At 71.3% G+C, this 12,353-nt stretch carries 10 protein-coding genes and 1 pseudogene; 7 read left to right on the forward strand and 4 right to left on the reverse strand.

The genetic code is table 11. The annotated features are described in order from the left end of the window. Positions 1–67 precede the first annotated feature (67 nt). The gene (locus ADL25_RS18030; protein WP_059128779.1) at positions 68–1,429 is read right to left on the reverse strand and encodes an ABC1 kinase family protein; all 1,362 of its coding nucleotides are present in this window, start codon (positions 1,427–1,429) and stop codon (positions 68–70) included. Then, positions 1,422–2,646: pseudogene (locus ADL25_RS18035) on the reverse strand (TOMM precursor leader peptide-binding protein). Before ADL25_RS18035 ends, ADL25_RS18030 begins: the two are co-directional and overlap by 8 nt. Before the next feature lie 212 nt (positions 2,647–2,858). Here ADL25_RS18035 and ADL25_RS18040 point away from each other — a divergent pair. The 4 genes from ADL25_RS18040 (at position 2,859) to ADL25_RS18055 (ending at position 6,742) form a co-directional block, all read left to right on the forward strand. Then, positions 2,859–3,455, forward strand: coding sequence for a M48 family metallopeptidase (locus tag ADL25_RS18040; protein ID WP_059128780.1), 597 nt, complete (start codon positions 2,859–2,861; stop codon positions 3,453–3,455). Positions 3,456–3,615: 160 nt separating this feature from the next. Then, entirely contained in the window at positions 3,616–5,277 is a 1,662-nt protein-coding gene (locus ADL25_RS18045) for a TerD family protein (RefSeq protein ID WP_059128781.1), read from the forward strand. Positions 5,278–5,288: 11 nt separating this feature from the next. Beyond that, positions 5,289–5,969, forward strand: coding sequence for an AIM24 family protein (locus ADL25_RS18050; protein WP_059128782.1), 681 nt, complete (start codon positions 5,289–5,291; stop codon positions 5,967–5,969). A gap of 17 nt (positions 5,970–5,986) precedes the next feature. Then, the gene (locus ADL25_RS18055; RefSeq protein WP_059128783.1) at positions 5,987–6,742 is read left to right on the forward strand and encodes an AIM24 family protein; all 756 of its coding nucleotides are present in this window, start codon (positions 5,987–5,989) and stop codon (positions 6,740–6,742) included. Between the two features lie 57 nt (positions 6,743–6,799). Here the strand turns inward: ADL25_RS18055 and ADL25_RS18060 are convergent, their stop codons facing one another. Continuing rightward, a complete protein-coding gene (locus tag ADL25_RS18060; RefSeq protein ID WP_059128784.1) occupies positions 6,800–7,321 on the reverse strand; it encodes an NUDIX hydrolase in 522 nt (173 codons plus the stop codon). Continuing rightward, complete coding sequence (locus tag ADL25_RS18065; RefSeq protein WP_059128785.1) at positions 7,318–8,760, reverse strand: zinc-dependent metalloprotease; 1,443 nt, start codon at positions 8,758–8,760, stop codon at positions 7,318–7,320. The genes ADL25_RS18060 and ADL25_RS18065 overlap by 4 nt, the downstream gene beginning before the upstream one ends. Positions 8,761–8,951: 191 nt before the next feature. On the opposite strand from ADL25_RS18065, the gene ADL25_RS18070 reads away from it, so the two are divergent. The 3 genes from ADL25_RS18070 to ADL25_RS18080 all read left to right on the forward strand — a co-directional run bounded on the left by ADL25_RS18070 (position 8,952) and on the right by ADL25_RS18080 (position 12,281). After that, complete coding sequence (locus ADL25_RS18070; protein ID WP_059128786.1) at positions 8,952–10,115, forward strand: SDR family oxidoreductase; 1,164 nt, start codon at positions 8,952–8,954, stop codon at positions 10,113–10,115. Positions 10,116–10,310: 195 nt separating this feature from the next. Then, positions 10,311–10,772, forward strand: coding sequence for a molybdenum cofactor biosynthesis protein MoaE (locus ADL25_RS18075; RefSeq protein WP_059128787.1), 462 nt, complete (start codon positions 10,311–10,313; stop codon positions 10,770–10,772). Positions 10,773–11,183: 411 nt separating this feature from the next. Further along, positions 11,184–12,281, forward strand: a complete 1,098-nt coding sequence (locus ADL25_RS18080) for a PDZ domain-containing protein (RefSeq protein ID WP_059128788.1) — start codon at positions 11,184–11,186, stop codon at positions 12,279–12,281. The last annotated feature ends 72 nt before the right edge of the window (positions 12,282–12,353 follow it).

Genomic DNA, 12,353 nt, shown 5'->3' on the forward strand with positions numbered 1-12,353 from the left:
CTTCTTGTGGGGGCCTCCCCCCGCCCCGCCCCCACCCCTCCCTCCCCACAAACCCGAGCAGCCCAAGTCACGCCTCCGCGGCGTGCTCCTCCTCGGGCAGGAAGCCCGGCAGCCACTCCTCCAGCTCGTCCCGCAGGCGGACCGTCGCACCGAGCTGGCACAGCACGCCGATCGTGCTCAGCGTCACCCGGTGTATGAGCAGGTACGCCGGGGGCAGGTTCAGCCGTTTGCCCAGCTGATAGGCGGGGGAGCGCGGGTCGGCGATCCGGGCCGCCTGGCTGCGCATCCAGCTTCGGGTGAAGGTGAACTCGTCGACCTGGGCCGGCTCGATGATCGGGAGGAGATAGTCGAGCACCGCGTCGGGATCGAGTTCGATGGACTCCTTCACAAAGCCCTCTTCGCACAGGAGTTCATAGACCGATCGGGCGTCGCCCTCCAGGGTCATGCGCAGGGAGTCGCCGATGGGGGCGGGAAGGCCGCCCGGCAGCCGGTCGACGGTGCCGAAGTCCAGGACACCGAGCCGCCACTGCTCCTTTTGGGTGCTGTCGCCGGACCCCGGCAGCAGGCGGAAGTTGCCCGGGTGCGGATCGGCGTGCAGCAGGCCCGTGCGGGCCGGGCCCGAGAAGAGAAAGCGGGCCAGCAGCTGACCCGCGCGGTCCCGCTGCTCCTGGGTGCCGTCGGAGATCACCTCGGACAGCGGTATTCCCTCGACCCACTCCGTCACCAGGACCTGGTCGCACTGGTGGACCACGGCCGGGACCATCACGTCCGGGTCGCCCGCGAACTCTTCCGCGTGCGCCTGCTGGGCCTGGGCCTCCAGGCCGTAGTCCAGTTCCTCGGAGACCCGGTCGCGCAGCTCCGCGATCAGCGGCTTGATGTCCATGCCGGGGATCAGGGGGCCGAGGAGACGGGCGAAGCGGCTGAGCTGGCTCAGGTCGGAGAGCAGGGCGTCGCCCGCCCCCGGGTACTGCACCTTGACCGCGACCTCGCGCCCGTCGTGCCACACCGCGCGGTGCACCTGGCCGATCGAGGCCGCCGCCGCGGGCTTGTCCTCGAACTCCAGGAACAGCTCGTGCCAGTCGTCGCCGAGGCGCTCCTTCAGCACGCCGTGCACGGTGCGCGTGGGCATCGGCGGGGCCGCTTCCTGAAGTTTGGTCAGGGCGGCGCGGTAGGGTCCGGCGACCTCCTCGGGGAGCGCCGACTCGAAGACGGACAGGGCCTGCCCGAACTTCATCGCGCCGCCCTTCAGCTCGCCGAGCACCTTGAACAGCTGCTCGGCGGTGCGCTGTTGGAGTTCCCGGCCGACGAGCTCCGCGGATTCGCCCACGATCCGTTTGCCGAGTCCCCAGGTCGCCCGGCCGGCGAAGCCGAGCGGGAGCGCGGCGAGCTTGGCGGTCCGGGTGACCGCCTTCCGGGGAAGATCAGACATGCGCCCTCCAAGTCCCAGACAGCCGTGCCGCGTGTGCCTTGCGGGACAGATTTCTCGGCGGCCGTTGCTCCGCCATTGTCTCGTGCGGCTCCGCGTCCTTTGAGGTGCGTTCCCCTTTACCTCTCTCCGCCGCGCCGCACGGGCATGCGGGGTGGGGCCAGACGGGTCGCGCATGCCAGTCGAGCTTGGGCACGGAGGCTTCCCAGCGGGCACTCGCGCTGGAGGGCATGTGGCCGTCCAGGAAGGCGAGCGCATGGCAGGCGGCGATGCCTGCGACGGCGGTGGCCAGCGCGAGATCGCATGGCTGGACCTGCGGCGCGCGTCCGGAGCGCCATTGCGCGACCAGGCGCGGCCAGGTCTCGTCCCGGTCGGCGCGGCCTTGGTGGAGGCAGCCCGCGCAGCTCGTCTCGCCCGGGAGGACGAACGGGCCGACGACTCCTGTGCCCTCGACGACGCCGGCGTACAGATGAGGCGTCCCCGAGGTGATGAGCGGTTCGGCGGTGAACGGGTCGGGCGCGTGGATGTCGACGCCGTCGCGCGGGGTGATGATCACGAGGGAGTGGGCCGGGGCCTGTTCGTCGTGGCGGGAGCGCCGGGAGGGTTTCTGCCGGCGCGGTGGCCGGCCGGGGGCGGCGCCGCGTACCGCGCGGCGGGCCGCGTCCTCCCGTCGCTCGCCGACGGAGTCGGCCGGCAGTCCGCCCGGTCCCACGTCCCACGGTTCGACGTGGCCGGTGTCGCGGACGTCGACCTCGCCGACGCCCGCGGCTGCGAGCAGTGCGGCGAGGACGGCTCCGACGCGGCCCGCGCCTCGCACCTGGATCCGCAGACAGCGACGCGCGGCCAGGCGCCGGGCGGCTTCACCCGGTGTGCGGGTGGTCAGTGACAGGGAGGCCAGATCGGGACGGAGGCGGTCGAGGACTCCGGTCCTGGCACGCAGGTCCTGCGCCTGGGGGCCGCCGCCGGTGGCGTCGTCGAGCAGTCCCGCGGTGCTGAGGTTGTCGACGAGGGCGTCGACATGGCCCTCGGGCAGGCCCGCGCGCTGGGCCTCCTCGCGCAGCAGCGGCAGTCCGCGGGTGCCGTCGAGCAGGTCGAGAAAGCTGCCTGTCTGGGTGTCCATGGGGCCGAGGACCATGGCGTGCGCGGGTGCCATCCCGAACTGCACGGGTGTTCAGATCGCGCCAGCCGCGCCGCAGCGCGGGCTTCACCATCGGATGCATGGGCGGCCCCTTTGTAGTGATGTGTCAGCATTGAGTGGTGGATGTTGCGGTCTGCCGATGTGGGACAGCATGCCTGGGGAGGGCGGGGGCGTGCGGAAAGTTGTCCACAGGCGGGTGGATTGGTCGTACAAGTCAAGCGCGCAGGTCGCGGATCGGCAGGGATCCGTACCGGGGGCGGGACTTCCCCGGGGCCGAGCAGGTAACGTCGGGGCGTGTCCGCCGACCCACTGCACCGCGCCGGAACGCCACAGCGCAGCACGACCAGCCTGCCGCCGAGCGGCTCGGGGGCGAGCGCGATCGAGGTACGCAGGAGCGCGCGACGCCGCCGGACGGTGTCCGCGTACCGCGAGGGAGATCGCACCGTCGTGCTCATCCCTGCCCGTATGTCCGAGGCGGAGGAGCAGCGCTGGGTGACGGTCATGCTCGCCAAGCTGGCCGCCCAGGAGAGCAAGCGGGTGATCGGCGACACCGAGCTGGCGTCACGCGCCGAGCGGCTTTCCGAGCAGTACTTCGGCGGGCGGGCGCGACCGGCCTCGGTGCGCTGGGTCACCAACCAGAACACACGCTGGGGCTCGTGCACGCCGGCCGAGGGCAGCATCCGTCTGTCGCACCGGCTGCAGGGCATGCCCGAGTACGTCGTCGACTATGTGCTGCTGCACGAGCTCGCACATCTGCTCGTGCCGGGTCACGGGCCGCGCTTCTGGAGGCTGCTGGAGGCGTATCCGCGCACGGAGCGTGCCCGCGGTTACCTCGAGGGAGTGGTCGCCGCCGACCGGCTGCCGCACCAGCCCGCCCCCGACGAGGAGTAGTCGGCAACCCGGCGGACGCCGTTCGGAGGTGCCAGTGCCGCCCCGGTGCCGCCGGGGAAGCGGTTGTGTACCGGGTCTGTACCGGCCGCGTCCGTTCCGGGCGTTTCCGGTTAGCCTGACGCGACGCACTCACATTCGGGATGGGGGACGGTCGTTACGCATGGCCAGGGAATTCCAACGCGGCCACAAGGCCAGGATCAGTGACCTCACCGCGGGCACGGATCTGTATGTAGGTGTGCAGATCACCGGACCCGGACTGAGCTTCGACATCAGCTGCTTCGGTCTGGACGCAGACGAACGGCTCTCGGACGACCGGTACTTCGTCTTCTTCAACCAGCCGAAGACGCCGGAGGAGTCCATTCAGCTCCTCGGTGCCCAGGCGGGCGACACGGAGTCCTTCCGGGTGACGCTCGACAGGATCCCGTCGCAGATCCAGAAGTTGTCGTTCACGGCGACGATCGACGGCGCCGGGCAGATGTCGCAGGTCGCTCCCGGATACCTGCGGATCGTCGCCGGTGGCGAGGAGGTCGCCCGGTACTCCTTCAACGGCTCGGAGTTCTCAACCGAACGCGCCGTCATGCTGGGCGACTTCTATCTCAAGGACGTCTGGCGGTTCGCCGCGGTCGGCCAGGGCTTCGACGGCGGCCTCGACGCGCTGCTGAAGAACTTCGGCGGCGAGGCCCTCGAGGAGGAGACCCCCGCGCCGCCGCAGCAGCCGCAGTCCGGTGCCGCCCCGGGGTTCGCCCCGCCCGCCCAGGCCGCCGCGCCTCCTGCGTTCGCCGCCCCGTCCGCGCCCGTCCCGCCCCCCGCGCCGGCCCCGCAGCAGCCCGCACCGCAGGGCTTTGTGCCGCCGCCGGCCCCCGCTCCGGCGCCCTCCGTGCATGCCGCGCCGACCATCATCGCGCCCCTGACCACACCCCCCGGCGGGGCGGTGCCGCCGCCGGGGCCCGCACCCTACGCCCAGCCGCCGGGGCAGCCCGGCCCGCCGCCCGGTTACGGCGGTCAGCCGTCCGCGCCGCTGCCGCCCGGCTACGGCCAGCAGGCCCCGTCCGCGCCGCCCGGCTACGGTCAGCAGGCGCCGTACGGACAGGTTCCGGGACAGCACCCCGGTGTGCCGGCGGCACCCTCCGCGTACGGAGTTCCCCAGCAGGCCCCGCAGGCCGCCGGGGTGGCCGGCGCGTTGCAGGCCTTCAAGGAGACGCCGACCGGGCAGCGGTGGACCCAGCAGAACAAGAAGCTGGTCCGCGTCGACCTCGGTATCGGCGCTCAGCCCGTGCTGGCGCGGCAGGGCAGCATGGTGCTGTACCAGGGCAAGGTCGGCTTCAGCTACAAGGGCGCGGGCTTCGCCGGGCGGATCGTGGGCAACGCGACCGGCCAGGAGATGCAGCTCATGCGCTGCACGGGACACGGCCAGGTGTTCCTCGCGGAGAACGCCACCCATCTGCACCCGATCGAGCTCCAGGGTGACGCGATCTGCGTCTCCGCGGAGAACGTCCTCGCCTTCGACGAGTCCCTCCAGTACGAGGTCCGGCGTATCGAAGGGCACGGCATCCCCGGTGGAGCCCTGTTCACGATGCAGTTCCAGGGCACGGGCACGATCGTGGTGAAGACGCACGGGGCGCCCGTGGTGCTGCCCGTCACCCCGACGACGTTCGCCGACTGCAACGCCGTCGTCGCCTGGTCGGCCGCCGCCCAGGTGGTCGTCTCCAGCCAGGTGCGGATGCGCCGCAACGCCTACCCCGGCGACACCGGGGAGAGCGTCAACCTCCAGTTCCGGGCGGCGCCCGGCAGCTTCGTCGTCGTCCAGCCCTACGAGGTCTGAGGGAGCCCGTCATGAACCAGCCGCTCGCGGGCTTCGCTCCCGCACCCGTCAGCGCCCGCATGGAGAACCACGGCAGCCACATGCTGAAGGTCGCCATGCAGACCGGACACGACCTCCTCGCGCGCGTGGGGTCGGTGATCGCCTACGAAGGGTTCATCCAGTACGAGCCCAACCCGCCCGCGGTACGTCAGATCGCCCGGGACTGGATCACCGGCGAGGGCGCGCCCCTGATGAAGTGCTCCGGCGACGGACTGCTCTACCTCGCCGACTACGGGGCGAACGTCGTCGTCATCAACCTGGCCGGAGAGGCGATCTCCGTCAACGCCACCAATCTGCTCGCCTTCGACGCGAACCTGCAGTGGGGTGTCGAACGCGTCAAGGGGCTCGCCAAGTTCGCCGGGCAGGGCCTGTGGAACACCAAGATCTCCGGTCAGGGCTGGGTCGCGCTGACCTCCCGGGGCGAACCGATCGTCGTCGACTGCGGCGGCGGCGAGGACGAGACCTATGTCGACCCGGACGCCCTCGTGGCCTGGTCGCCGAACCTGAAGGTGAAGGGCAAGCGCAGCTTCAAGGCGCAGTCGCTCATCGGGCGCGGCAGCGGAGAGGCGTACCAGATGGCGTTCTCCGGGCAGGGCATCGTCGTCGTCCAGCCCAGCGAGGACAGCACCGACCGCCTCCGGTTCCGGGGCTGAGGGGGAAGTCGCACATCATGCAGAGCACGCTTTTCGGCTACAACGAGCAGCAGACCCAGGAGCGCTACAGCCTGCAGAACTCGCAGATGCTGCGCGTCCTGCTGGAGGGCCACGACGACGTCCTGGCCCGCAAGGGCACGATGGTCGCCTACCAGGGGCTCGTCGAGTTCGACGCCGAGTACCAGAGCGGCGGCCAGCACCGTGCCCGGGCGTACACGGGGGAGGGCCTGGACCTGATGCGCTGTCACGGGCAGGGCACGGTCTACCTCGCCAATCTCGCCCAGCATGTGCACATCATGGACGTCGAGCAGGACGGGCTGACCGTCGACAGCAGTTACGTCCTGGCGATGGACTCCTCGCTGCACCACGAGGTCATCGCCGTGGACAGCCAGTACGGCATCTCCGGCTCGGGCAAGTACCAGCTCAACATCACCGGCCGTGGCAAGGTCGCGCTGATGACGTCGGGCGCTCCCCTGCTGATGCAGGTCACGCCGGACAAGTACGTCAACTGCGACGCCGACGCGATCGTTGCCTGGTCGACCGGCCTGCGGGTGCAGATGCAGGCCCAGACGCACTCCTCGGGAGTGTGGCGCCGGCGCGGCAACACCGGTGAGGGCTGGGAGCTCAGCTTCATGGGCAGCGGCTTCGCGCTCGTCCAGCCCAGCGAACTGCTGCCGCCGCAGAACGCGGTGATCGGGCAGGGGCTGCGCGCCCAGTACGGCATGGGCCAGCAGGGGGCGCGCGGCCAGAACCAGGGCAACGTCTGGAGCTGACCGTCGAGGACGGGGCGAGGGCGACCGCAGGCGTGGTCGCCCCGTCCGTCCTCGGGCTCACACGCCGAGCCTCCGCCTGGTCGCCTCCATGAGCAGTACAACCGATTTGTCCGCCACGTCCGCCACCTGACCGTAGGGGAACCAGCGCAGGTCCAGCGATTCGTCGCTGATCGCCTCGAGGGCCCCGGCCGGTGCGAGCGCCGCGTACTGCACATCAAGATGCCAGGCACACGGCGTGTGATGGCGATCCAGGCGCACCGGGCCGCCGGGCAGCAGGGTCAGCCCCTCGATGCCGGACTCCTCGGTCGCCTCCCGCAGCGCCGCGGAGGCGAGGTCCGGGTCCTCCGGCTCGCAGTGACCGCCCATCTGCAGCCACATCCGCAGCTTCCCGTGGAGGGTCAGCAGCACGCGGCCGCCTTCGGGGTCGATCACCATGGCGCTCGCCGTGATGTGCCCGTCCTCGCAGGCCTTCCACATGCCGTCCGGGTGCGTCCGAAGATGCTCCAGGTAGACGCCGCGCAGATCCTCCTGGTCCTCGTACCCCTTCAGGACGAGGACCGCGTCGTCGTGGAGGCTCACTCGGCGTCGTCGCCCTTGGCCCCGCCGTCCTCGGCGTCGTCCTTCTTCGTCAGGTCGGGCTTCCCGGCAGAGCCGCCCGCGGCCTCACCGAGCATCTTGTCCAGCTCGGAGAAGTCCAGCTGCTCCCGGTGCACGAAGCCGTCGGGGTCGTCCAGGTCGGAGGCGGTCGGCAGCATGTCCGGGTGGGCCCACAGGCCGTCCCGGCCGTCGACGCCGCGCGCGTCCGTGAGCGACGCCCACAGCCGCGAGGCGTCCCGCAGCCGGCGCGGGCGCAGCTCCAGACCGATCAGCGTCGCGAACGTCTGCTCGGCCGGGCCGCCCGTGGCGCGGCGGCGGCGCAGGGTCTCGCGCAGCGCGTCCGCGGACGACAGGCGGGGCTTCGCCGCCGCGTGCACCACCGCGTCCACCCAGCCCTCGACGAGCGCGAGCGCCGTCTCCAGACGGGCCAGGGCCACTTTCTGCTCCGGGGTGTCCTCCGGCTGGAACATGCCCTGCTGGAGTGCCTGCTGCAGCTCTTCGGGGTTCTGCGGGTCGAACTGGCCGACCACGTCCTCCAGCTTCGCCGTGTCCACCTTGATGCCGCGCGCGTAGCCTTCGACCGCCCCGAACAGATGGGAGCGCAGCCACGGCACGTGCGCGAACAGGCGCTGGTGGGCGGCCTCGCGCAGGGCCAGATACAGCCGCACCTCGTCCTTGGGGATGCCCAGGTCCTTGCCGAACGCCTCGATGTTCAGCGGCAGCAGCGCGGCCTTGCCGGCCGGCCCGAGCGGCAGGCCGATGTCGGTCGAGCCGACGACCTCGCCCGCGAGCACGCCGACGGCCTGCCCGATCTGCGTACCGAACATGGCGCCGCCCATGGAGCGCATCATGCCGATCAGCGGGCCCGCCATGGCCTGCATCTCCTCCGGCAGGACGTCGCCCATGGCCGCGCCGACGCGCTCGGCGACCGGGTCGACGAGGTCCTTCCAGACGGGAAGGGTCGCCTCCACCCACTCCGCGCGGCTCCAGGCCACGGCGGAGGCGGCGCCGGAAGGCAGCGACGTCGCGTCGTCGAGCCACAGGTCGGCCAGGCGGACGGCATCCTCCACGGAGGAGCGCTCGCCGGGGCTCACACTCGCGTCCTTCGTGCCGTCCTGGGTGCCCTGGGAGACCGTCTGGCGGGCGATCTGCTTGGCCATGTCCCAGTTCACCGGGCCGCCCTCGTAGGAGAGCATCTGCCCGAGCTGCTGGAAGGCCGCGCCCAGGTCGGTGGGGTTCAGGGATCCGAACATCGCGGCGAGCGGGTTGTCGGCGCCGGCACCACCGGCTCCGGGCGACCCGAATCCGAACGGGTTGGCCGGACCCTGACCACCACCGCTCTCCTGGTCCTTCTTCTTGCCCTCGTCGCCGTTCTCCGGCTCCTCCGGCGGAAGGCCGAATCCGAATGGGGTGTCACTCACGGGATTCCTCGGCTGGTAAGGCCACCGGTTCCTTCCGGCGGCTGGCTGCCCGACAACACCACCCAGCGTAGACACCCGGGCCCGATCGGGCCTGGGTGCTTCGCCGACACCTGGCCTGCGGCAGGATGGATGCCAACTGGTTTGCACGCGTGCTTCGCGTTCGTACTGAAGACAACCGCTGGAGACGCCCGGTGAGTTCCCCAGATCCGCAGGTTCGCGCAGCGCGAAACCATTCGACCCGCACTTCGCCCGGCGACCGTCCGCATGCGGCACCGCAGCGTACCGGCGAGTCCTCCGGAGTCCGCGGCCCCGTCGTCGCCGTCACCGGCGCGGCGTCCGGCGTGGGCGCGCTGCTCACGGAGCAGCTCGCCGCCTCCGACGAGATCAAGCAGGTCGTGGCCATCGACGAGCGGCGCGGAGAGTGCGCGGCTGCCCAGTGGCACATCCTGGACGTGAGGGACCCGGCGATCGCGGAGAAGCTGCGGGGCGCCGACGTGGTGGTGCACCTGGCCCTCGACCTCGATCTGGAGACGGACACCGCGGCGCGCACGGCGTACAACGTCCGGGGGACGCAGACCGTGCTGACGGCCGCCGCTGCGGCCGGGGTGCACCGGGTGGTGCTGTGCACGTCCGCGATGGTGTACGGGGCGCTGCCGGAGAACGAGCTGCCGCTCGCCGAGGACGCCGAGCTGCGGGCGACCGCGGAGGCGACCGGCGTCGGGGACCTGCTGGAGATCGAGCGGCTCGCCCGCCGGGCGCCGCGGGCCCATCCCGGGCTCAACGTCACCGTCGTCCGGCCCGCCGTCCTGGTCGGGGGCACCGACACCGCGTTGACCAGGTATTTCGAGTCACCCCGGCTGCTGGTGGTGGCGGGATCGAGGCCCGCCTGGCAGTTCTGCCACGTCGAGGACCTGTGCAGCGCCCTCGAGTACGCCGTCCTGGAGAAGGTGGAGGGGGAACTGGCCGTCGGGTGCGACGGATGGCTGGAGCAGGAGGAGGTCGAGGAGCTCAGCGGGATCCGGCGGATGGAGCTGCCGTCCGCGGTCGCCCTGGGTGCGGCGGCCCGGCTTCACCGGATCGGCCTCACGCCCTCACCCGCGGGGGACCTGGCGTACACGATGTACCCCTGGGTGGTGAGCGGGAGCCGGCTGCACGACGCCGGGTGGCGTCCGCAGTGGACGAACGAGGAGGTCCTCGCGGAGCTGCTGGAGGAGGTGTCCGGGCGGCACACCGTGGCGGGCCGGCGGCTCGGACGCAAGGACGTGACGGCGGCGGGGGCCGCGGGTGCGACGGTCGCGCTGCTCGGCGCGGCCGCGGTGGTGCGGCGGGCACGGAAGGCGCGGCGGCGCGCCTGAGGCCCGCGGGTACGCCGGGGCGGGCTCCGGTGGTGCGACCCGGTGGGCCCTTCGCCGCCCCCTGGTGGCCGGGCCCCGCGGACGCCGGGCTCCCTCCTCCGGACGCCCGCGGGAGGCTTCGAAGGCCACGCGCGTGTGCCGGGTGAACCGAACCGACCGTTCCTCACCGTCCCCGGTGTACGGCACGATGGGGACATGGCTTCCCACAGCGATCACCCCGGTGAGCAGGCGGCGCACGACCCCATCAAGCTGCTCGCCGTCCGCGACACCCCGCTCTCCCTCGACGAGGTCTTCAATGCGGTCGGGGACGACGCGGCCGGAGGGACCGCGCTGTTCGTCGGGACCGTGCGCAACCACGACGGCGGGGCCGATGTGGACAAGCTGGCGTATTCGTCCCATCCCGGCGCCGAGGCCGAGCTGCGGCGGGTCGCCGAGAAGGTCGTCGCCGAGTTTCCCGTACGGGCGCTCGCGGCCGTGCACCGCGTGGGGGCTCTGAGCGTCGGAGACCTGGCCGTCGTCGTGGCCGTGGCCTGCCCGCACCGCGGCGAAGCATTCGACGCCTGCCGCAAGCTGATCGACGACCTCAAGCACGAGGTGCCCATTTGGAAGCACCAGACGTTCTCCGACGGCACCGAGGAGTGGGTCGGCGCCTGCTGACCCCGGCGGCCGACTCCCATGGCTCCAGTCGGACCACGGCGGTACCACCCATCGGGTCGTGGACCCCGCACCCGGATTCCGGTTGCGTAACCGTACCCCTGGCGTGAGCGTTGACATGGCAGACGATTAATCTGCTGATCAGTCAGTTGCGGTCGCTCATGGGGATGGGAGGTCGGCATGGCGGCGCTCGCCTGGTTGCTGATTCCGCTTTTGGCCGCTGTCGGTGCCGGAGTGTGGGGTACCTGGGCCAGTCGCAACGGGAAAGTGTCGGGCGACGGATCCGAACTCGCCGGATACGCACGATTCCGCGAGGCCATGGAGAAGTCCCACTCGGGCGGCTGACGGCTCCCGGGCCGCCCGGACGGACGGCCCCGACGGTGCGCTTACCGCACCGTCCCGTACTGTCGTTCCATGCCACGCCGCACCGCGACGATGCTCGCGTCGACCCTGATGCTGATCGCGCTCCTGTGCGCGGGGGTGTTCATCAGAGTGCCGTACTCGGAGATGTCCCCGGGTCCGACGGTGAACACCCTCGACGAGCACGACGGCGAGCCGGTGCTGCAGATCTCCGGGCGCAAGACCTATCCGACGACCGGGCACCTGAACATGACCACGGTCCGGGTCACCAGCGCCGACTACAACATGAACCTGGTCGAGGCCGTCTACGGATGGCTCGCGCACGACAGCAAGGTCGTTCCGCACGACACGCTCTACCCGGACGGCAAGACCGAGGAGCAGTCCACCCAGGAGAACGCCGAGGAGTTCAGCCAGTCCCAGGAGAGCGCGAAGGTCGCCGCTCTGAAGGAGCTCGACGTCCCCGTGAAGTCCTGGGTGATCGTCGCCACGGTGCTCAAGGGATCGCCCGCCGAGGGCAGGCTGCACGCAGGGGACGTGATCAAGGCCGTCGACGGGTCGGCCGTGAAGGCGCCCGACGACGTGGCCAAGCTGGTCACCAAGCACAAGCCCGGCGAGAACGTGGTCTTCACGATCGTCCCCGCGAAGGAACAGGCCGCCGCCGAGAAGGCGCACACCACGGCCACCAAGACCCAGGATGTGACGATCACCACGGCGAAGTCCCACGACAGCGGCCAGCAGCGGGCCATCGTGGGGATCTCCGCCGGGACCGATCACACGTTCCCGTTCACCATCGACATCAAGCTCGCCGACGTCGGCGGACCGAGCGCCGGTCTGATGTTCGCGCTCGGCATCTACGACAAGCTCACCCCGGGCAGCCTCACCGGCGGCAAGTTCGTGGCCGGCACCGGAACCATCGACGACGCCGGCAAGGTCGGTCCGATCGGCGGCATCGAGATGAAGACGGTCGGCGCGCGCAGCATGGGCGCCCAGTACTTCCTGACACCCAAGGACAACTGCGCGGCCGCGGCCAAGGACACCCCCGGTGGGCTCACGCTCGTCAAGGTCGACACCATCGATGACGCGCTGAACGCCCTCAAGGACATCCGCACCGGCGACACCGCCGCCCTGCCGAAGTGCTCGGCCAAGGGCTGACACCTTCCGCCGACGACGTGACGAGGGGGCGCCCCGGGGCATCGGGGCGCCCCTCGTCACGTCCGGGCAGCG

The sequence above is a fragment of the Streptomyces sp. NRRL F-5122 genome (assembly GCF_001507435.1).
Classification (GTDB): Bacteria; Actinomycetota; Actinomycetes; order Streptomycetales; family Streptomycetaceae; genus Streptomyces; species Streptomyces lannensis.

Coding starts and splice junctions, on each gene's coding strand:
- ADL25_RS18030 (WP_059128779.1), bottom strand. CDS start 1,429: ATGTCTGATCTTCCCCGGAAGGCGGTCACCCGGACCGCCAAGCTCGCC.
- ADL25_RS18045 (WP_059128781.1), top strand. CDS start 3,616: ATGGCCAGGGAATTCCAACGCGGCCACAAGGCCAGGATCAGTGACCTC.
- ADL25_RS18050 (WP_059128782.1), top strand. CDS start 5,289: ATGAACCAGCCGCTCGCGGGCTTCGCTCCCGCACCCGTCAGCGCCCGC.
- ADL25_RS18055 (WP_059128783.1), top strand. CDS start 5,987: ATGCAGAGCACGCTTTTCGGCTACAACGAGCAGCAGACCCAGGAGCGC.
- ADL25_RS18075 (WP_059128787.1), top strand. CDS start 10,311: ATGGCTTCCCACAGCGATCACCCCGGTGAGCAGGCGGCGCACGACCCC.
- ADL25_RS18080 (WP_059128788.1), top strand. CDS start 11,184: ATGCCACGCCGCACCGCGACGATGCTCGCGTCGACCCTGATGCTGATC.